Raw genomic sequence first — 19447 nt, 5'->3', positions numbered from 1 at the left:
GTTAGCGTAGTGGACCTGTGGCGTTGAAGGAGAAGGGTACGTTGAGCAATTCAGACGACTCCTCCGCGGGTCCCCGTCGCCGGGCCAGGCCGGTCCGGTTGCTGACGGCCGCCGTCTTCGCCCTCGCCGGGCTGCTCTTCGTCACCAGTTTCAACACGTCCAAGGGTACGAACATCCGGACGGACGCCTCCCTCCTCAAGCTGTCGGACCTGATCAAGGAACGCAGCCAGGACAACGCCGAGCTGGAGGAGAGCACCGGGGTGGCCCGCAGCCGCGTGGACGCCCTCGCCGACCGCGACGACGGCAGCACCAAGGCGGAGGACGCGAAGCTGGCCGCCCTGCGTGCCGCCTCCGGCACCGAGGAGCTCTCCGGCAAGGGCCTGACCGTCACCCTCAACGACGCCCCGCCGAACGCCACCGCCCGCATCCCCAACGTGCCCGAGCCGCAGCCCAACGACCTCGTGATCCATCAGCAGGACCTCCAGGCGGTGGTGAACGCCCTGTGGCGGGGCGGCGCCGAGGGCATCCAGGTCATGGACCAGCGGCTCATCTCCACCAGCGCGGTGCGCTGCGTGGGCAACACCCTGATCCTCCAGGGCCGGGTCTACTCGCCGCCGTACAAGATCTCGGCCGTCGGCGACCCCGCGGCGCTGAAGAAAGCCCTCGCCGCCTCCCCCGCCCTGCAGAACTACCAGCTGTACGTGAACGCCTACGGCCTGGGCTGGAAAGTGGACGAGCACAAGGCGCTGACACTTCCCCCCTACTCCGGCACAGTGGACCTCCACTATGCGAAGCCGGTGGCCACCACCCCGTGACCGGGTCCGTCCCGACGTCGTACTGCGCCTGGCCGTACGGGCGTTCAGCGAGGTGTGCCTGACCGCCGGCACGCTGATCGTGCTCTTCGTCGCCTACGTCCTGCTCTGGACCGGGGTCGAGGCGGACCGGGCCGCGGACGGCGAGATGGCCCGGCTGCGCGACCGCTGGGCGGCAGGAGCCCCGTCGGCGGCCCCCTCCGCGGCCGCCTCGGCGGCCCCGTCAGCGGCTCCGGCCGCGACCTCCGGGCCCGCCCCGGCACCGGCCGCTTCCGCCGCGCCGGAAGAGCCGCGGTACGCCCCCGGCCGGGCCTTCGCCGAGATGTACGTCCCGCGCTTCGGCCCGGACTGGGTCCGGCCCGTCCTGGAGGGCACGGACGCCGAGCTGCTGAAGAAGGGCCTGGGCCACTACGCCTCCACCGCCCGCCTCGGGGCCGTCGGGAACTTCTCCGTGGCCGGCCACCGCCGCACCTACGGAGATCCCTTCAAGGACTTCCCGAAGCTGCGTCCGGGGGACGAGGTGGTCCTCAGGGACGCGGGCACCTGGTACACGTACACGATCCGCGGCGGGCCCCTGCGCACCGTGCCCACCGACGTCGGGGTGGTCGACCCGGTCCCGCAGAAGTCCCCCTTCACCGCACCCGGCCGGTACCTCACGCTGACCACCTGCGACCCGGAATGGGGACACAGCCACCGGCTGGTGGTGTGGGCGGAACTGACCGGGACGCGCGCCGGCGGACAGGGCCGACCGGGGGGTTCCTCCAGGTGACCCCCTCCGCCGGGCCGCTGGCTTTAGTCTGTTCGCGTACCGCCCCCGCGGTGCAGTGAACGAATGTGGACGAAAAGGAATCAGGCGGCATGTACGGCTGGATCTGGCGGCATCTGCCGGGCAACGCGTGGGTACGCGCGCTGATCTCTCTCGTACTGGTCCTCGCCGTGGTCTTCGTGCTGTTCCAGTACGTCTTCCCATGGGCCGAGCCGCTCCTTCCGTTCAACGACGTGACGGTGGACGAGGGATCGGGAGCCACTCCGTGAGCGCACGCATTCTGGTGGTAGACAACTACGACAGCTTCGTCTTCAACCTGGTCCAGTACCTCTACCAGCTCGGAGCCGAATGCGAGGTGCTGCGCAACGACGAGGTCGCCCTCGCCCACGCGCAGGACGGCTTCGACGGCGTACTGCTCTCCCCCGGGCCGGGCACTCCGGAGGAGGCGGGCGTCTGCGTCGACATGGTCCGGCACTGCGCCGACACCGGTGTCCCCGTCTTCGGCGTGTGCCTCGGCATGCAGTCGATGGCGGTCGCCTACGGAGGCGTCGTGGGCCGGGCGCCCGAGCTGCTGCACGGCAAGACCTCGCCCGTGGAGCACGAGGGCCTGGGCGTCTTCGAGGGACTGCCCTCGCCGTTCACCGCGACCCGGTACCACTCCCTCGCGGCCGAGCCCGCGACCCTGCCCGACGTCCTGGAGGTCACGGCCCGGACCGAGGACGGGATCATCATGGGCCTGCGCCACCGGGAGCACGACGTCGAGGGCGTGCAGTTCCACCCCGAGTCGGTGCTGACCGAATGGGGCCACCGCATGCTCGCGAACTGGCTGGTGCGCTGCGGTGACGCGGGCGCGGTGGAACGCTCGGTGGGGCTGGCCCCGGTGGTGGGCAAGGCCGTCGCGTGACCGCGGTCGCGCCGTCCGCGCCCACGGAGGGCCGGGCCGCGCGACGCAGGGCAGCTCAGGAGGCCGCCAAGCGGGCCGCCAGGAACACCCGGAGGCGGGGCGGGCGGCGGGGCGGGCGGCGGCGCAAGCGGCCGGCGTCCGGCGGCCCGGCGGTCATCGCGAGCCGGCTGGGCGGGGAGCTCTTCATCACGGCGGGCCTGGTGATGCTGCTGTTCGTCGCCTACCAGCTCTGGTACACGAACGTGCTGGCCGAGCGGACGGCGAACGGCGCCGCCGGCTCCCTGCTGCAGAACTGGGAGCGCCGGCCGGACGGAGGCGCCGCCGCACCGCCCGTGACGGCCTTCGAGCCGGGCCAGGGCTTCGCCATCCTCCACATCCCCAAGCTGGACGTGAAGGTCCCCGTCGCCGAGGGCACCAGCAAGGCGAAGGTGCTGGACAAGGGGATGGTCGGGCACTACGGCGAGGGCGCGCTGAAGACCGCGATGCCGGCCGACAAGCAGGGCAACTTCGCGGTGGCCGGACACCGCAACACCCACGGAGAGCCGTTCCGCTACATCAACCGGCTGGTGCCCGGGGATCCCGTCGTGGTCGAGACCCGGGACGCCTACTACACGTACGAGACGACCTCGTCGCTGGCGCAGACGCCGCCGACCAACGTCGGGGTGATCAAGCCCGTGCCGGAGGGCTCGGGGTTCACTTCCGAGGGCCGGTACATCACCCTGACCACCTGCACCCCTGAGTTCACCAGCACCTACCGGATGATCGTATGGGGCAGGATGACCGAGGAACGCCCCCGCAGCCAGGGCCCGCCGCCCGCGCTGACCAGCTAAGGACGAATCAAGCAGTGTCTCGTGCCAGCCGCCGCGCCGCGGCCCCGCCCGCCGGCAGCCGCAGTGTGCTCGCCGGATTCCTGAGCCTGCTGGGCGAGGTACTGATCACGGTGGGCCTGGTGCTGGGCCTCTTCGTGGCCTATTCGCTGTGGTGGACGAACGTGCTCGCGGACCGGCACGCCGCAGCGCGCGGCGACGAGATCCGCCGGCAGTGGCAGGACCCGGCCCCCGGGCAGGCCGGGCCCGGAGCACTGGACACCCGGGGCGGGGTCGGCTTCCTGCACGTCCCGGCCATGAAGAACGGCGAGGTGCTCGTCAAGGCGGGCACCGCGCCGGACGTCCTCGACGACGGCGTCGCCGGCTACTACACGGAGCCCGTGAAGTCGGCGCTGCCGTGGGACGAGAAGGGCAACTTCTCGCTCGCCGCGCACCGCGACGGGCACGGCGCGAAGTTCCACAACATCGACAAGGTGAAGAACGGCGACGCGGTCGTCTTCGAGACCAGGGACACCTGGTACGTCTACAAGGTCTTCGCCGAGCTGCGCCAGACCTCGAAGTACAACACCGACGTGATCAACGCGGTCCCCAAGGAGTCCGGCAGGACCGCCCCGGGCCGCTACATCACGCTGACCACCTGCACGCCGGTCTACACCTCGAAGTACCGGTACATCGTGTGGGGCGAGCTGGTCCGCACCGAGAAGGTCGACGCGAAGCGCACGCCCCCGGTGGAGCTGCGCTGAGCCAGGCCCTGGAGGCCCCCAGAGCCCCCAGGGGCCCCCAGGAGCCACTGCGGGAGTCCCCTGGCCACAGGATCCCCAGGCGCACCCGACAGGGCCGCAGACGGCCGTCTGGCGGCACATCGGAGCGGTTCGTACGAAGCCACCAGCCGTACGAAAAGGTCCGGCCCCTCTCGACCGGAGGGGGCCGGACCTCATTCCTGCGCTGGTACCGCGGTCGGCGCTAGCGGCGGCCTCCGCCGCCGGTCAGGCCGCCGAAGAGGCCGCCGTTGTTCCCGCCGTCCTGCTGTCCGGCGACGGTGAACAGGTTCACGGCCTGCCCCGAGGTGCCCGGGGTGCCGGGCTGCGGGTCGGTGCCGAACACGATCGCGTTGTCGTCCGACGGACCGGTGACGATGCCGACCCGCAGGTTGGCGCGCTTGAGGTCGTCCTTGTACTGGCCCACGGTGCGGTTGGCGAAGGGCGGGACGACGGTGGCCTGGGCGGCCTTGGCGATGCTGATGTTCACCGTCTTGCCCTGCTCCAGCTGCTGGCCCGCCGCGAACTGCTGGCTGATGACCGTGCCCGGAGCTGCTCCCGGCTGCTGGTCGGACTCCGTGACGCTGCCGAGCCGCAGGTTGACGGCCTTGAGCGCCTTCTCCGCCTCGTCCTTGGTCTTGCCCTTGAGCTCGGGGACCTCGGACTTGGACTGCTCCTTGGCGACCGTCAGCGTGATCACGCTGTTCTTCTCCGCCTCGGAGCCGGCCTTCGGATTCTGCTCCAGGACGGTTCCCGGGGTGCGCTCGGACTCCTGGTTCTTGCGGTCGACCTGGAAGCCCTTCTCCCGCAGCGCCTTCTCCGCGTCCTCGAACTTCATGTTGAGCACGTCGAGGACGGACACCTTCGGGGCGCCCGAGGAGATGGTCACCGTGACCGTGGATCCCTCTTCGACCTTGAGGCCGGCCGCCGGGTCCTGCTTGCAGACGTTGCCCTTGGGCTGGTCGTCGCAGGGCTCGTCGGCGCCCTTGACCACCTTCAGCTTGGAGTTCACGCCGCTCTTCGTCGCCACTTCCAGGGTCTGGCCGACGAGTTTGGGCACGGTGGGCCGGTTGTCGGCCGTGTCCCCGAAGAGGGAGCGGCCGATGAGGATCGCGCCGACCAGGACGAGGATGCCGGCCGCCACGAGCAGCACGGTGGACGCCCTGCTCTTCTTCTGGTTCTGGCGGCGGTTCGAGCCCTGGTCGTAGCCGCCGTGGCCCTGGTCGCCGTAGCCGTAGCCGCCGTCGCCCGGGGGCATGGGCGGCATCATCGACGTCTGGGCGCCCGCGTCGGTGGCGCGCAGGGCGGTGGTGGGCTGGTCGTAGCCCTGCGGGCCGTAGCCGTGCCCCTGGTCCGGGTAGCCGTAGCCGGCCGCGCCCATGGCGGCGGTGGCGGCGACGGGCTGGCCGTCGAGGCAGGCCTCGATGTCGGCGCGCATCTCGTCCGCCGACTGGTAGCGGTAGTCGGGGTCCTTGACCAGTGCCTTGAGGACGATGGCGTCCATCTCGGGGGTGATCTCGGGGTCGAAGTTCGACGGGGGCTGCGGCTCTTCCCGTACGTGCTGGTACGCCACGGCCACCGGGGAGTCGCCGACGAACGGGGGCCGCACGCTGAGGAGCTCGTAGAGCAGACAGCCCGCGGAGTAGAGGTCGGAGCGCGCGTCGACCTGCTCGCCCTTGGCCTGCTCCGGGGAGAGGTACTGGGCGGTGCCGATCACGGCGGCCGTCTGCGTCATGGTCATGCCGGAGTCGCCCATGGCGCGGGCGATGCCGAAGTCCATGACCTTGACCTGGCCGGTGCGGGTCAGCATCACGTTGGCGGGCTTGATGTCGCGGTGCACGATGCCGGCGCGGTGCGAGTACTCGAGGGCCTGGAGGATGCCGATGCACATCTCCAGCGTGCGCTCGGGCAGCAGCTTGCGGCCCGAGTGCAGCAGTTCGCGCAGGGTGGAGCCGTCGACGTACTCCATCACGATGTACGGGATGGAGATGTTGTCGACGTAGTCCTCGCCGGTGTCGTAGACGGCGACGATCGCGGGGTGGTTCAGCGACGCGGCCGACTGGGCCTCGCGCCGGAACCGGGCCTGGAAGGACGGGTCGCGGGCGAGATCGGCACGCAGGGTCTTGACGGCGACGGTACGGCCGAGCCGGGTGTCGTGGGCGAGGTAGACCTCGGCCATGCCACCGCGGCCGAGCACGTGGCTCAGCTCGTACCGGCCGCCGAGGCGACGCGGCTCTTCCATAACGTTGCAGCCCTCTCCGTCAGTCCCGACCGCACCTGTGTGTGGTCCGGCGGTGTGCTGTTCGCGCAAAGGCTACCGGCCGATCGTCCGTGATCGGTTCGTGGCCACAGGCTGATACTGGACCGGTACCGTACGCTCGGATCCGGGGCGGATTCAGTGACCTGCGTCACGTATTCCGGCCTGTGATCCGCCTGTTCACCCCTGGCTTCCCAGCACCGCTTCCATGACCGCCTTGGCGACGGGAGCGGCGAGACCGCCACCGCTGATGTCGTCGCGGGCGGTGCCCTCGCTGTCCTCGATCACGACGGCGACGGCGACGGGCGAAGTGCCGTCCGGGTTCTCGGCGTAGGAGATGAACCAGGCGTACGGGCGCTTCTTGTTGCCCTCGCCGTGCTGGGCGGTACCGGTCTTGCCGCCGACCGTCACGTTCTTGATCCTGGCCTTCTCGCCGGTGCCCTTCTCGACGACGTTGACCATCATCTGCTGGACCTTCTGCGCGTTGCCCGCGGACAGCGGCCGGCTCATCTCCTGCGGCTCGTGCTTCTCGATGATGTCCAGGTTCGGGGCCGTGAGGTTGTCCACCATGTAGGGCTTCATCAGCTTGCCGTCGTTGGCGATCGCCGCCGTGACCATGGCCATCTGCAGCGGGGTGGCGGCGGTGTTGAACTGCCCGATCGCGCTCTGGGCGTTGCCGTCCTTGCCCATCTTCTTGTCGTAGACGCTGGCGAAGGCGCGGACCGGAGTGTCGATCTTGTCGTTGTTGAAGCCGAACTTCTCGGCCGTCTCCACCATCTTGTCGCGGGTGACCTTGTCGCCGAGGTTCGCGAAGACGGAGTTGCAGGAGATGCGCAGCGCCTCGTTGAGGCTGGCCTTCTCACAACCGGTGTGGGAGTTGGGCAGCTGGGTCTTGGTGCCCGGGAGGATGTACGGCTCGGGGGTGTCCGTCGGGTCGTCGATCCCCTGGACCACCCCGTGTTCCAGCGCGGCCGCGGCGGTGACCACCTTGAAGGTGGAGCCGGGCGGGTAGGTCTCGCGCAGGGCGCGGTTGACGAGCTTCTTGTCCTCGCTGTCCTTCAGCTCGTTCCACGCCTTTCCGTCCGCCGTGGAGTTGCCGGCGAAGCTGGACGGGTCGTACGACGGCGTGGAGACCAGCGCGAGGATGGCACCGGTGCGCGGGTCGATGGCCGCCACCGCGCCCTTCTTGGTGCCGAGCTTCTCGAAGGCGGCCTGCTGCGCGGCGCGGTTGAGCGTGGTGACGACGTTGCCGCCCTGCTTCTTCTCGCCGGTGAACATGCCGATGGTGCGGTCGAAGAACAGCCGGTCGTCGTTGCCGGTGAGGATGCCGTCCTCGAGCGATTCGAGCTGGGTCGCGCCGAAGGCCTGCGAGGCGTACCCGGTGACCGGGGACCAGAGCGCCCCGTCCTTGTAGGTGCGCTTGTACTTGTAGTCGCTGCCGTCGGTGACCGCGGAACCGGTGATCGGCTCGCCCTGGACGATGATGTTGCCGCGCTCGGTGGCGTACTGGGCGATCTGGACCCGTCGGTTCTCCTTGCGCGTGCTGAGTTCCTCGGCCTGGACGTACTGCAGCCAGTTGGTCCGGATCAGCAGCGCGAGGACGAGCAGCCCGCAGAACAGCGAGATGCGGCGCAGGGGCTTGTTCATGACGGGCGGACCACCTGGGTCATCTCGGAGTCGGGGGACGGGGCGGGAGCCGGTGCCGGGCGGCGGGCGGTGTCGCTGATCCGGATGAGGACGGCGATGAGGATCCAGTTCGCGAGGACGGAGGAACCGCCGGACGCGAGGAAGGGCATCGTCATGCCGGTGAGGGGGATGAGCCCCATGACTCCGCCGGCGACGACGAAGATCTGGAGCGCGAAGGCGCCGGAGAGGCCGATGGCGAAGAGCTTGCCGAAGGGGTCGCGGGCGGCGAGGGCGGTGCGCACGCCCCGCTCGATGATGAGCCCGTAGACCAGCAGGAAGGCCATCACACCGGAGAGGCCGAGCTCTTCGCCGACGGTGGAGAAGATGAAGTCGGAGTTGGCGGCGAAACCGATGAGGTCGGAGTTGCCCTGGCCCCATCCGGCGCCGAGGACCCCGCCGGAGCCGAAGCTCATGATGGACTGGCCGACCTGCTCACAGGCGCCCGAGGTGGCGTAGCAGCCGAAGGGGTCGAGCCAGGCGTTGACGCGGGCCTGGACGTGGCTGGCGAAGGAGGCCACCACGACCGCGCCGCCGACCGACATCAGCAGACCGATGACGATCCAGCTGGTGCGCTCGGTGGCCACGTACAGCATGATCACGAACATGCCGAAGAAGAGCAGCGAGGTGCCGAGGTCGTTCTCGAAGACCAGCACCAGCAGGCTCATCGCCCAGATCATCAGGATCGGGCCGAGGTCGCGGCCGCGCGGCAGGTACAGGCCCATGAAGCGGCGGCTGGCCAGCGCGAGCGCGTCGCGCTTCACCATCAGGTAGCCGGCGAAGAAGATCGCGATGACGATCTTCGCGAACTCACCGGGCTGGATGGAGAACCCGCCGACGCTGATCCAGATCTTTGCGCCGAAGACGTCGGCGCCCAGGCCCGGGACGACGGGCAGGATCAGCAGCACCAGCGCGCCGGCCATGGAGATGTACGTGAACCGCTGCAGGACGCGGTGGTCCTTGAGGATCAGCAGTACGGCGGCGAACAGGGCGATCGCCAGCGCCGTGTACATCATCTGGCGGGGCGCGGAGGGCGAGAAGTCACCGAAGCTGCGCTTGGCGAGGTTCTGCAGCCGCTGGGACTGGTCCAGGCGCCAGATCAGGACGACGCCGAGGCCGTTCAGCAGGGTGGCGAGCGGCAGCAGCAGCGGGTCGGCGTACTTCGCGTACCGGCGTACGACGACGTGCGCTATCCCGGCGAGGACGGCGAAGCCCGCCCCGTACGCGAACATGCCGGGGGGCAGCTCGCCGTGGATCGCCAGACCCACGTTGGCGTAGGCGAAGATCGGGATGACCACGGCGAAGGCGAGCAGCACGAGCTCGGTGTTCCGCCGGCTCGGCAGCTCGATGGCGCCGATGGTGGTCGTGTTGGTGACAACGCTCATGGTGTGGCAGGCCCCCTGTGCCCGCGGGCTACTTTCCGCACAGGCCGACCAGCTGCTGCTCCTCGGGAGTCAGGCTGGGGCCGGGTGTCTGGCTGTTCTGCGCCTCGGCGCCTCGGCGCTCTTCGTCCTTCTTGCAGGCTGTGACCTGGACGCCGAGGTCGTCCAGCTTCTTGCGGGCACCGTCGAGGCTGCCCTCGCTGATGGTGGCCTCGACCAGCTTGCGCTTGAAGGGCGGCAGGTACTTCAGTTCGATGTCGGGGCGGTCGGTCTCCACCTTGGAGAGCTCCAGCGGTCCGAGCTTCGGGCTGATGCCGCGGAAGAGTGCGACGTGCTCGCCCTTCACGCCGACGTAGAACTGGGTCTGGGTCCAGCGCCAGCCGGCGTAGAGGCCGCCGCCGATGACACCGGCGACGACGAGCAGGGTCAGTGTGCGGGTGGTCCACTTGCGCCCTTTGCTGCGGCGCCTGCGGGGGTGGTCGTACGTGTCGCCGTAAGCGGAGTCGGCGTCGTAGCCCTCGGCCTCGCCGAAGGAGCCGTAGCCGCCGCCCTGGCCGTGGTCGCCGTACCCGTAGCCGGGGCCTTCGCCGCTGCCGGGGGGGCCGAAGGAGCCCGCGGGCGGCGCAGCCTGGCGGCCGAGCCCGGCGGCGCGGCCGGCAGCGGACTGCATGGCGTTGCCGCCGTCGAAGAGCTGGTGCTGGTTCTCGGCGACCGCGCCGACGACCACCGGGGTGTCGCTGACCTGGGCGGCGAGGGTGTCACCGCTGTCGGTGTCGAGGACGTCGGCGACGATGCAGGTGATGTTGTCCGGCCCGCCGCCGCGCAGCGCGAGCTGGATCAGGGACTGCACGGTCTCGCGGGGGCCGTGGTAGTCGGCGAGGGTCTCCTCCAGGGTCTGGTGGGAGACGACGCCGGACAGCCCGTCGGAGCAGATCAGGTAGCGGTCGCCGGCGCGGACCTCACGGATGGAGAGGTCGGGCTCGACGATGTCGCCGCTGCCCAGCGCGCGCATCAGCAGGGAGCGCTGCGGGTGGGTCGTGGCCTCCTCCTCCGTGATGCGGCCCTCGTCGACCAGGCGCTGCACCCAGGTGTGGTCCTGGGTGATCTGCGTGAGGACGCCGTCGCGGAGCAGGTAGGCGCGGGAGTCGCCGACGTGGACGAGGCCGAGGCGCTGGCCTGTCCACAGCAGGGCGGTGAGGGTGGTGCCCATGCCCTCGAGCTGGGGGTCCTCCTCGACCATGACGCGCAGCTGGTCGTTGGCGCGCTGCACGGCGGTGGCGAGGGAGGTGAGGATGTCGGAGCCCGGGACGTCGTCGTCGAGCTGCACGAGGGTGGAGATCACCTCGGAGCTCGCGACCTCGCCGGCGGCCTGGCCTCCCATGCCGTCGGCGATCGCCAGGAGACGCGGGCCGGCGTAGCCGGAGTCCTCGTTCCCCTCGCGGATCATGCCCTTGTGGGATCCGGCGGCGAACCGCAGGGACAGACTCATGCGCACCTGCCCTGTCGACGAAGCTTCCTCCGGGTACAACCGGTCTCGAGCCACACTGCCCACCCTCCGGTCGGGAGCGCGCTCGTGTCCGTGTCCTCGGTGGCACGGATCACCGCCGCGCGCTCGCTCCGCTCGCTCATTCTCGTACTACTTCCGCAGCTCGATGACGGTCTTGCCGATGCGGATCGGTGCGCCCGGCGGAATGGGCGTCGGGGTGGTCAACCGGGTCCGGTCGAGATAGGTGCCGTTGGTGGACCCGAGATCCTCGACGATCCACTGGCCGTCACGGTCGGGATAGATCCTGGCATGGCGGCTGGACGCGTAGTCGTCGTCCAGCACGATCGTGGAGTCGTGGGCGCGGCCCAGGGTGATCGTCTGTCCGGCGAGGGCCACGGTGGTTCCCGTGAGGATGCCCTCGGAGACGACGAGCTTGGTGGGCGCACCGCGCCGCTGGCGCTGCTGCGGAGGCGAGGCCTGGCGGCCGCCCTGCTGCGGGGCGCCGCCGGCGCCGCCGCGGCGGGACGAACCGCGCTGGGTCACTCTCGTACCGAAGAGATCGCTGCGGATGACCTGAACGGCCACGATGACGAACAGCCACAGAACGGCCAGGAAACCCAACCGCATGACCGTCAGGGTCAGCTCTGACATTGCCCCCGCTTCACCCTTCGGCTTGCCGGTAAATGATGGTGGTGCTGCCCACGACGATCCGCGAGCCGTCGCGGAGCGTAGCGCGGGTGGTGTGCTGCCCGTCCACCACGATGCCGTTGGTGGACCCGAGATCCTGGATCGTCGAGGGCGTTCCGGTCCGGATCTCACAGTGCCGGCGCGATACGCCGGGGTCGTCGATCCGCACGTCGGCTTCGGTGCTTCGGCCGAGTACGAGCGTCGGGCGCGAGATCTGGTGGCGGGTGCCGTTGATCTCGATCCAGTGCCGCCGCGGGCCGCCGGATCCCGCCGGGGCCGGGGCGCCGGGACCGCCCGGGGCCGGCCTGCGTCCGCCGGGTCCGCCCGGAGGCGGGCCGGCGGGCATGGGCGGTGCGGCGACCGGCGGGTAGCCGTAGCCGCTCGCCGGGGAGGGCGGCGCCCCTTGCGGCTGGGAGGTGCTGGAGGCCAGGGTGCGGCTGCGGACCCGGTAGAGCCCGGTGTCGAGGTCCTCGGCCTTCTCCAGGTGGACCTTGATGGGGCCCATGAAGCTGTACCGCTGCTGCTTGGCGTAGTCGCGGACGAGGCCCGCGAGCTCGTCGCCGAGCTGCCCGGAGTAGGGGCTCAGACGGTCGTAGTCGCCGGCGCTGAGCTCCACGATGAAGTCGTTGGGCACGACGGTCCGCTCGCGGTTCCAGATGGTGGCGTTGTTGTCGCACTCCCGCTGGAGGGCTCCGGCGATCTCCACCGGCTGGACCTCGGACTTGAACACCTTGGCGAAGGTGCCGTTCACCAGACCTTCGAGTCGCTGCTCGAACCGCTTCAGAACTCCCATGGGGCACCTCCTCCGTCGTTGTCGCCCTGTACTGCTTACTGATCGTATCCACGCGTGGCGGATTCGGGTGGTTCCCCATCGCTCCTGTGAGGACGAGTGTTGGTCCTCACAAGGGATCGTAGGGGCGCTCCGGGAACAGTGTCCCGCACCGGGAGCGGAGTGCGGGAGGGGCCGCCCGTGCGGGGGCCGGCAGCTGCGGGGAAAGCGATGTGAATCCACCCCGTCCTACGTGCTAATGTTTCGACGTCGCCAGGGGAACGGCCCGAAAGGGAAGAGCCACTGGGACGCTGCTCGGGCGAGTGGCGGAACGGCAGACGCGCTGGCTTCAGGTGCCAGTGTCCTTCGGGACGTGGGGGTTCAAATCCCCCCTCGCCCACATAGACGAGACGGTCGTCACTGCGAAAGCGGTGGCGGCCGTTTCGCTTTGCTCCGCGACCGGGTGCGCGTGACCCATGCCATGTCGGCGGGTGCCGTCCGCTGTTCGGTGTTCGGTGTGTGGCGTCGGTCACGACGAGGCCGGCCGCAGGCGCGTGCGGCTCCAACTGCTCCCGCCCGATGCGACTTTCGTCGCGGCGGGCAAGACGAAAGAGGGCGGCCGGGGCCGGGATCGGGTCTCTAGGGTCGGGCGCGTGGATGTGATGGCGAAGACACGTGCGGGCTGGGACTGGCTCAGGGGGCCCGAACCGTGGACGCGGCGGATGCTGGCCGGGGACCTCGCGCTCGCCGGTGTGCTGGCCATCCTCGGACTGGGCGTGGAGGAGCTCGACGGGGGGTCCGGGCAGCGGATGCTGCTGGGCGCAGTGGTCGTGGTGGCGCTGACCCTCCTGCGCAGGCGGCTGCCGGCGACGACGCTCGTGGCCGGTTCGGCGCTGAGCTCGGCCCTGCCGGGGCTGTTCTTCGTCCTGCCACTGCTGGGCTGGTCGTCCGGGCGGCGGATCGTCGGCGTGGGCCGGGCGCTGGGCTCGTTCACGCTGGCCTTCGTCGCGTCGCTCGCTTTCGGTGTCCTGGACCAGTGGTCGCAGATGCGACCGCTGCTGGTGGTCGTGTTCTCCACGCTGATGTTCCTGGCGGTCACCGTGATGCCGGGGCTGGCCAGCCGGTACTGGTCGCAGCGCCGGACCCTGCTGGCCGCGCTCCACGAGCGCAACGGCCAGCTGCTGCGCGAGCGGGCCATGGTCGCCGGGCAGGCGCGGCTGCGCGAGCGGCAGCGCATCGCCCAGGACATGCACGACAGCCTCGGCCACCAGCTGGCGCTGATCGCCGTGCACACGGGTGCGCTGGAGGTGGATCCCGAGCTCACCGACCGTCAGCGGGAGGCCGTGGGCGTGCTGCGGCAGGCCTCGGTGTCCGCGATGCACGAACTGCGTGAGGTCGTCGGCATCCTGCGCGACGGGGTGGAGGCGCCCCCGCCGGTGGAGGAGGCCCAGCCCGCGGCGCGCGGGGTGGCCGGCATCGCGGGGGTCGTGGAGGCTGCCCGGGGCGCCGGGACCGAGGTGCGGATGAAGACCTCGGGGCGGCCGAGGCCGCTGGTCGCGGCGTGCGACCACGCCGCCTACAGGATCGTGCAGGAGGCCCTGACGAACGCCTACAAGCACGCCCCGGGGGCACCGATCACGGTGGAGCTGCGCTACGAGGACGACTCGCTGGTGGTGGAGATCGCCAACGGGCCGTCGGCCGGCCCGGCCGAGGACGTGGTGTCGGGCGGGCAGGGGCTGACGGGGCTGCGCGAGCGGGCCCGGCTGGTCGGCGGCATGGTGCATGCGGGTCCCGCCGAGGGCGGCGGGTTCCGGGTGGCCGGCGTGCTGCCGTACGGCACGGAGCCGGCCGGCGCCCAGGACGTGGCCGACGACTTCGGGCAGCAGGCGCAGGCGCAGAAGCTCACCCAGCCCCCGGTGCGCGGGCGGCGCGGCGGGCAGCAGCCGATGGACTGGGCGGCGGTCGACCGGGAGCTGGCCGTACGGGTGCCTAGCCGCAGCGGCGGCATAGCGGTGGGCTGCGGGATCGCCTTCGCGGCGGTGGTGGTCCTGGTGATCGTCATGGTCGCCGCGGCGGTCATGCTGATGGACTCGGCGGGCGACGCGATGATCGGCCGGGACGAGTACGACGCCGTGCACGTCGGCGAGACCGAGAAGGCGGTCCGCGAGCGGCTGCCGAGCGGCGAGAGCTTTCTGACCGCAGGCGCCGACCGGAAGGGGCCGCCCCGGCCGGAGGGCTCGGAGTGCCTGGTGCTGCTGGCCAGCGACCAGACCGGCAACACACTGTCCACGGACCTGGTTTTCCGGTTCTGCTTCAAGGACGGCAAGCTCGTGGACAAGCAGGCGTACGAGGTCAAGCAGTAGGAGCACGGGGTGACAGCCGAAGTGATCAGAGTGGTGATCGCCGACGACGAGCCGCTGATCCGGGCCGGGATCAGGATGATCCTGACCTCGGCGCCGGACATCGAGGTCGTCGCGGAGGCGGCGAACGGCCGGGAGGCGGTGGATCTGGCCCTCGCCCACGCCCCCGCGGTGATGCTCCTCGACATCCAGATGCCGGTGCTGGACGGCCTGACCGCGCTGGGCGAGCTGCGGCGGGCCGCCCCGGAGGTACGGGCCCTGATCCTGACCACCTTCGGCGAGAAGGAGAACGTGCTGCGGGCGCTGGGCCAGGGCGGGGCGGGGTTCCTGCTGAAGGACTCGGCGCCGGGCGAGCTGATCGGGGCGGTCCGGGCGGCCGCGGCCGGGGACGCCTACCTCTCGCCGGGCGCCACCCGGCACGTGGTGGACCAGCTGGCGTCCGGGAGGGCCGCCGTGCGCGGTGAGGAGGCGCGCCGTCAGGTCGCCGAGCTGAGCGAGCGCGAGCGGGGCGTTCTGGCGCTGCTCGGGGAGGGTCTGTCCAACGCGGACGCGGGCCGGCGCCTGCACATGAGCGAGGCCACCGTGAAGACGTACGTGAGCCGCATCCTCGCGAAGCTGGGCTGCGAGAACCGGGTTCAGGCGGCACTGCTGGCCAGGGACGCCGGGCTGTAGATACGGTCAGCCCGTTCTCGAAGCGATCAAATTGAACGGGTGGGGGCGGCGCCGATGGCGGCGACAGCGGGACAGCGGATTCCGGACGTGGCGGGGTTCGCGCCGCGCGTGGCGGCGGACTCGCCGAAGGAGGCGGGCAAGGCGCTGCGCGCCCGCCTGCCGAGGGCGGCGCACGCCGGCTTCGAGGTGCCGGCCGGGCGGCCGGACGCGGTGCGGGCGGTGGAGGAGTCCAACGCCGGGCGGGTGGCGGAGCTGACACCGATACGGGTCGGCCGGATGGCAGCCAACCCCTTCGCGTTCCTGCGCGGGGCGGCCGGGCTGATGGCACACGACCTGTCCGGCGGACCGGTGACGGGCGTGGGCGCGCAGATCTGCGGCGACGCGCACGCGGCGAACTTCGGCCTGTACGGGGACGCCCGGGGCGGGCTCGTCATCGACCTGAACGACTTCGACGAGACCGTGTTCGGTCCGTGGGAGTGGGACGTGAAGCGGCTGGCGGCCTCGCTGGTGCTGGCCGGCCGGGTGGCCGGAGCGGACGAGGACACCTGCCGCGCGGCCGCGTTCGATGCCGCGGGCGCCTACCGGCGGACCATGCGGCTGCTGTCCAAGCTCCCCGCGCTCGACGCCTGGAACGCCATCGCCGACGAGGAACTGGTCTCCCACGCCGATGCCCGCGATCTGCTGGGCACCCTGGAGCGGGTCTCGGAGAAGGCCCGCAACAACACCTCGGCCCGGTTCGCCACCAGGTCGACCGAGACCGGGCCGGACGGCGGCCGCCGCTTCGTCGACGCGCTGCCCGTGCTGCGCCGCGTCACGGACGCGGAGGCGGCGGCCGTGGCGGCCTCGCTCGGCTCCTACCTGCAGACCCTGCAGGGCGACCGGCTGCCGCTGCTGGCCCGGTACGCGATCCACGACGTGGCCTTCCGCGTGGTGGGCACCGGGAGCGTCGGCACCCGCTCGTACGTGGTCCTGCTGCTCGACCACCGGGACGAACCGCTGGTCCTCCAGGTGAAGGAGGCGCGGCCCTCGGTGCTGCTCCCACACCTGCCCTCGCTGGGCTTCACCTCGGCGCCGGAGGAGCACGAGGGCCGCCGGGTGGTGGCCGGGCAGAAGCGGATGCAGGTGGTCTCCGACATCATGCTGGGCTGGACCACGGTGGAGGGGCGCCCGTACCAGGTCCGCCAGTTCCGCAACCGCAAGGGCAGCGTGGACCCGGCGGCGCTGGCACCCGACGAGATCGACGACTACGGGCGGATGACCGGGGCCCTGCTGGCCCGGGCGCACGCCCACAGCGCCGACCCCCGCCTGCTCGCCGGCTACTGCGGCAAGAACGAGGAGCTCGACGAGGCGATGGCGGCCTTCGCGGTGGCCTACGCCGACCGGACCGAGGCCGACCACGCCGACCTGGTGGCTGCGGTGCGGGCCGGCCGGATCGCCGCGGAGACCGGGGTGTAGGTCGCGCGGTCGCGCAGGCCGCTGCACGACGGGCGGTGTTTCACGTGAAACACCGCCCACGCGGGCGGGCCGTACCCTGGCCGGGTGAGCGAGCAGACCGAGCACCCTGAGCAGACAGTCCCCGGTGGGTCCGGCGACTCCTCCGTCACTGGTGAGGAGCGCCCCGAGGTGCGCCTGGAGCGGGCCGTACGGGCCGCCGAGCAGGCGCTGATCGAGTTCGAGATCGCGGTGGAGACCTTCCGCGTGGAGGTGGAGAACTTCTCCCGCCTGCACCACCAGAAGCTCGGCCCCATGTACACGCGGCTCGACGAGCTGGACGCGCTGATCGCCGAGGCGAAGGCGGCGCGCACCGGTGAGGCCGAGGACCTGCGGCGGGCCCGGGACGCGCGCTCGCTGGTCATGCCGATGCCCGGGGTGGACGAGCTGTTCCACGACTGGCTGGGCTCCGAAGGCATCTCCGATGATGCCGCCGCGATGCTCACCGACCGGCCCGTGCGGCCGCCGGAGCGGGTCCGGCCCTCGGAGGAGGTACGCCGCCTCTACCGCGAGCTGGTCCGCCAGGCCCACCCCGACCTGGCCCAGGAGGAGGACGAGCGGGAGCGCCGCGACGCGTTCATCGCGCGGGTCAACGCCGCCTACGGGCGGGGTGACGAGGCGCTGCTGCGCGAGCTGGCCGAGGAGTGGGCGGCCGGGCCGGTGCCCGAGGCCTCCGCACCCGGCGAGAGCGACGAGCTGTACGCCCGGCTGGAGTGGCTGGCCCGCCGCAAGGAGCTGCTGGCGCTCGTGGCGAAGGAGCTGGAGGAGAGCGCGATCGGGTCGATGCTGCGGATGGCTCCCGATGACCCGGACCGGCTGCTGGAGGAGATCGCGGAGCAGCTGCTGGCGCAGGTCTCCGAGCGCGAGGCGCAGCTGGCGGCTGAGCTCGCCGCCGAGTGAGAGCCGGGTGAGTGCCGGGCGGGACCGCGGCTGTCCGCGTGACGTGGCCGGATCTGTGGGTCGGATAGGTTGGCAGCAGACCTGTGAAGAGAGAAGGCGACAGTTATGAACTTCGGACCGCTTCCCTCGGTGGACGCCGCCGCGGTGCCCTCCGAAGGCTTCGTCCTCGACGTCCGTGAGGACGACGAATGGGCGGCCGGGCACGTCGAGGGCGCTCTGCACATCCCGATGAGCGACTTCGTGGCCCGCTTCGGCGAGCTGACGGAGGCCGTCGAGGACGGCCGCCGCGTCTACGTGATGTGCCGGGTCGGCGGGCGTTCCGCCCAGGTCACCCAGTACCTGGTGCGCCAGGACATCGACGCCGTGAACGTCGACGGCGGGATGCAGGCCTGGGACGGTGCCGGGCGGCCGATGGTGACGGACAACGGAAACCCGGCCTTCGTCCTCTGAGCGACCGCTCCGAGCCCTGCGGTCTCAGGCGAGGGGGTGGGCGGCCAGCAGGTCGCCCAGGGCCTCCTCGTGCGCGGCCGCCGGGCCCAGCTGGAGCTCCAGCTGCTTGGCCCAGGCGTGGTAGCGGTGCAGCGGGTAGTCGGTGTCGGCGCCGAAGCCGCCGTGCAGGTGCTGGGCGGTCTGTACGACCCTGCGTACGCCCTCCGAGGCCCAGATCTTGGCGACCGCCACGTCACCGGTGCTCGGCAGCGGACCGCCGGCGCCGCCCGTGGCGGCATCGAGCCGCCAGGCGGCCTGCCACAGCGTGACCTCCATGGCACGCAGGTCGATGTAGCGGTCGGCGGCCTGGACGGCGACCGCCTGGAAGGTGGCCACTGGGAAGCCGAACTGCTCGCGCTTGCTGGTGTACTGGCTCGTCATGCCGAGGACGGCCTCGCCCAGCCCGAGCGCCAGGGCGCAGGTGCCGGTGGTGAGTACTTGGTGGAGCCGCTCCCAGGCTCCCGGGGTGTCGATCAGGTGGGTGCGCTCCACCCGTACGCCATCCAGGGCGAGTTCGGCGAACCGCTCCCCGCTGGTGGAGACCTGCTCGGCGAGGGCGAGGCCCCCGGCGGTGCGCGGGACCAGTGCGAGGACGGCGTCGCCCTCGCCGGTGTGGGCCGGTACGGCGATCCAGTCGGCGGTGTGCGCCCAGGGGACGGCGGTCTGGGTGCCCTCCAGGATCCACGCTTCGCCGTCGAGGCGTGCGGTGACGGCGAGTTCGGCCGGGTCGTGGCCGGAGCGGCCGTGCGCGGCGGCGGTCAGGACGAGCGTGCCGCGCCCGGCGGCGGGCAGCAGTGCGGCGGCCAGTTCGGGACTGCCGTGCGCCTGGACGGCCATGGCGGTCGCACAGTGCTCCAGCAGCGGTACCCGGGCCAGCACCCGGGCGGCCTCGCGCAGCACGAGGCACAGGGCGAGGGTGTCCAGGCCCGCGCCGCCGTGCTCCTCGGCGAGGACGAGGCCCAGCAGGTCGGACGCGGCGAGCTTGGACCACAGCCGGCGGTCGAAGTCGTCGGCGACGGCGCCCGGGGTGAGGGCCGGGCTGGGCACGCTGTCGGGCGCGACATCCGCGAACACGGCCTTGGCCGCCTCGACGGCGGCCCGCTGCTCCTCGGTGAAGGTGAAGTCCACTGCCTGTCCTCCCGTTCTGACCTGACGGTGCGTCAAGATAGAACACGTTCCTGAAAATGGACAGGGGAGGACAGTC

17 protein-coding genes, 1 tRNA gene and 1 pseudogene are annotated in these 19447 nt (G+C 71.3%); 12 read left to right on the top strand and 7 right to left on the bottom strand.

All coding sequences use genetic code 11. The features are described 5' to 3' along the window. Positions 1-41 precede the first annotated feature (41 nt). From ACZ3X1_RS09290 to ACZ3X1_RS09265, 6 genes and pseudogenes are all read left to right on the top strand, one after another. Positions 42-815, top strand: coding sequence for a DUF881 domain-containing protein (locus ACZ3X1_RS09290; RefSeq protein WP_356814449.1), 774 nt, complete (start codon positions 42-44; stop codon positions 813-815). Beyond that, positions 787-1581 (top strand): class E sortase, encoded by a 795-nt coding sequence (locus ACZ3X1_RS09285; protein WP_467278147.1) that lies wholly within the window; start codon positions 787-789, stop codon positions 1579-1581. The genes ACZ3X1_RS09290 and ACZ3X1_RS09285 overlap by 29 nt, the downstream gene beginning before the upstream one ends. A gap of 89 nt (positions 1582-1670) precedes the next feature. Continuing rightward, the gene (locus tag ACZ3X1_RS09280; RefSeq protein WP_030011120.1) at positions 1671-1847 is read left to right on the top strand and encodes a hypothetical protein; all 177 of its coding nucleotides are present in this window, start codon (positions 1671-1673) and stop codon (positions 1845-1847) included. Further along, on the top strand, positions 1844-2482 hold the full coding sequence (locus ACZ3X1_RS09275) for an aminodeoxychorismate/anthranilate synthase component II (protein WP_356814451.1): 639 nt from the start codon (positions 1844-1846) through the stop codon (positions 2480-2482). The genes ACZ3X1_RS09280 and ACZ3X1_RS09275 overlap by 4 nt, the downstream gene beginning before the upstream one ends. After that, positions 2464-3312 (top strand): annotated as a pseudogene (locus ACZ3X1_RS09270) (class E sortase); the annotation flags it as partial. The gene ACZ3X1_RS09275 and the pseudogene ACZ3X1_RS09270, both read left to right, overlap by 19 nt. Positions 3313-3326: 14 nt before the next feature. Then, positions 3327-4052 (top strand): class E sortase, encoded by a 726-nt coding sequence (locus ACZ3X1_RS09265; protein WP_356814452.1) that lies wholly within the window; start codon positions 3327-3329, stop codon positions 4050-4052. 220 nt (positions 4053-4272) lie between these two features. On the opposite strand, the gene pknB is transcribed toward ACZ3X1_RS09265, so the two are convergent. The 6 genes from pknB to ACZ3X1_RS09235 all read right to left on the bottom strand — a co-directional run bounded on the left by pknB (position 4273) and on the right by ACZ3X1_RS09235 (position 12355). Beyond that, positions 4273-6309: a Stk1 family PASTA domain-containing Ser/Thr kinase gene (gene pknB / locus ACZ3X1_RS09260; protein ID WP_356814453.1), complete on the bottom strand. Its 2037-nt coding sequence runs from the start codon at positions 6307-6309 to the stop codon at positions 4273-4275. 195 nt (positions 6310-6504) lie between these two features. Next, on the bottom strand, positions 6505-7971 hold the full coding sequence (locus tag ACZ3X1_RS09255) for a peptidoglycan D,D-transpeptidase FtsI family protein (RefSeq protein WP_356814454.1): 1467 nt from the start codon (positions 7969-7971) through the stop codon (positions 6505-6507). Next, positions 7968-9392 (bottom strand): FtsW/RodA/SpoVE family cell cycle protein, encoded by a 1425-nt coding sequence (locus ACZ3X1_RS09250; protein ID WP_362634552.1) that lies wholly within the window; start codon positions 9390-9392, stop codon positions 7968-7970. The genes ACZ3X1_RS09255 and ACZ3X1_RS09250 overlap by 4 nt, the downstream gene beginning before the upstream one ends. A 28-nt stretch (positions 9393-9420) precedes the next feature. Beyond that, positions 9421-10932: a PP2C family protein-serine/threonine phosphatase gene (locus tag ACZ3X1_RS09245; protein WP_356814456.1), complete on the bottom strand. Its 1512-nt coding sequence runs from the start codon at positions 10930-10932 to the stop codon at positions 9421-9423. A 93-nt stretch (positions 10933-11025) separates the two neighbouring features. After that, entirely contained in the window at positions 11026-11526 is a 501-nt protein-coding gene (locus ACZ3X1_RS09240; protein ID WP_356814457.1) for an FHA domain-containing protein FhaB/FipA, read from the bottom strand. Positions 11527-11536: 10 nt separating this feature from the next. Beyond that, positions 11537-12355, bottom strand: coding sequence for a DUF3662 and FHA domain-containing protein (locus ACZ3X1_RS09235; RefSeq protein WP_356814458.1), 819 nt, complete (start codon positions 12353-12355; stop codon positions 11537-11539). Positions 12356-12648: 293 nt separating this feature from the next. Between ACZ3X1_RS09235 and ACZ3X1_RS09230 the strand changes: the two genes are divergently transcribed. The 6 genes from ACZ3X1_RS09230 (at position 12649) to ACZ3X1_RS09205 (ending at position 18204) form a co-directional block, all read left to right on the top strand. Continuing rightward, positions 12649-12731: transfer RNA gene (locus tag ACZ3X1_RS09230), tRNA-Leu, on the top strand. A gap of 262 nt (positions 12732-12993) precedes the next feature. Next, positions 12994-14694, top strand: a complete 1701-nt coding sequence (locus ACZ3X1_RS09225; RefSeq protein ID WP_356814459.1) for a sensor histidine kinase — start codon at positions 12994-12996, stop codon at positions 14692-14694. Between the two features lie 9 nt (positions 14695-14703). Further along, the gene (locus tag ACZ3X1_RS09220; RefSeq protein ID WP_356814460.1) at positions 14704-15363 is read left to right on the top strand and encodes a response regulator transcription factor; all 660 of its coding nucleotides are present in this window, start codon (positions 14704-14706) and stop codon (positions 15361-15363) included. A gap of 54 nt (positions 15364-15417) precedes the next feature. After that, positions 15418-16818 (top strand): DUF2252 domain-containing protein, encoded by a 1401-nt coding sequence (locus ACZ3X1_RS09215; RefSeq protein ID WP_467278142.1) that lies wholly within the window; start codon positions 15418-15420, stop codon positions 16816-16818. Between the two features lie 168 nt (positions 16819-16986). Then, a complete protein-coding gene (locus ACZ3X1_RS09210) occupies positions 16987-17754 on the top strand; it encodes a hypothetical protein (protein ID WP_467278570.1) in 768 nt (255 codons plus the stop codon). Positions 17755-17859: 105 nt separating this feature from the next. Further along, complete coding sequence (locus ACZ3X1_RS09205) at positions 17860-18204, top strand: rhodanese-like domain-containing protein (protein WP_078094686.1); 345 nt, start codon at positions 17860-17862, stop codon at positions 18202-18204. Between the two features lie 24 nt (positions 18205-18228). Here the strand turns inward: ACZ3X1_RS09205 and ACZ3X1_RS09200 are convergent, their stop codons facing one another. Continuing rightward, on the bottom strand, positions 18229-19371 hold the full coding sequence (locus ACZ3X1_RS09200) for an acyl-CoA dehydrogenase family protein (RefSeq protein ID WP_467278140.1): 1143 nt from the start codon (positions 19369-19371) through the stop codon (positions 18229-18231). Positions 19372-19447 lie beyond the last annotated feature (76 nt).

The sequence above is a fragment of the Streptomyces sp. NPDC023541 genome, from assembly GCF_055559995.1.
This window is presented reverse-complemented; position numbering and strand designations above follow the sequence as displayed.

Excerpts from the sequence above, each read along its gene's own strand:
- ACZ3X1_RS09205 (WP_078094686.1), top strand. The coding sequence starts at position 17,860 with ATGAACTTCGGACCGCTTCCCTCGGTGGACGCCGCCGCGGTGCCCTCC.
- ACZ3X1_RS09285 (WP_467278147.1), top strand. The coding sequence starts at position 787 with ATGCGAAGCCGGTGGCCACCACCCCGTGACCGGGTCCGTCCCGACGTC.
- ACZ3X1_RS09235 (WP_356814458.1), bottom strand. The coding sequence starts at position 12,355 with ATGGGAGTTCTGAAGCGGTTCGAGCAGCGACTCGAAGGTCTGGTGAAC.
- pknB (WP_356814453.1), bottom strand. The coding sequence starts at position 6,309 with ATGGAAGAGCCGCGTCGCCTCGGCGGCCGGTACGAGCTGAGCCACGTG.
- ACZ3X1_RS09280 (WP_030011120.1), top strand. The coding sequence starts at position 1,671 with ATGTACGGCTGGATCTGGCGGCATCTGCCGGGCAACGCGTGGGTACGC.
- ACZ3X1_RS09215 (WP_467278142.1), top strand. The coding sequence starts at position 15,418 with ATGGCGGCGACAGCGGGACAGCGGATTCCGGACGTGGCGGGGTTCGCG.
- ACZ3X1_RS09255 (WP_356814454.1), bottom strand. The coding sequence starts at position 7,971 with ATGAACAAGCCCCTGCGCCGCATCTCGCTGTTCTGCGGGCTGCTCGTC.
- ACZ3X1_RS09225 (WP_356814459.1), top strand. The coding sequence starts at position 12,994 with ATGGCGAAGACACGTGCGGGCTGGGACTGGCTCAGGGGGCCCGAACCG.
- ACZ3X1_RS09250 (WP_362634552.1), bottom strand. The coding sequence starts at position 9,392 with ATGAGCGTTGTCACCAACACGACCACCATCGGCGCCATCGAGCTGCCG.
- ACZ3X1_RS09240 (WP_356814457.1), bottom strand. The coding sequence starts at position 11,526 with ATGTCAGAGCTGACCCTGACGGTCATGCGGTTGGGTTTCCTGGCCGTT.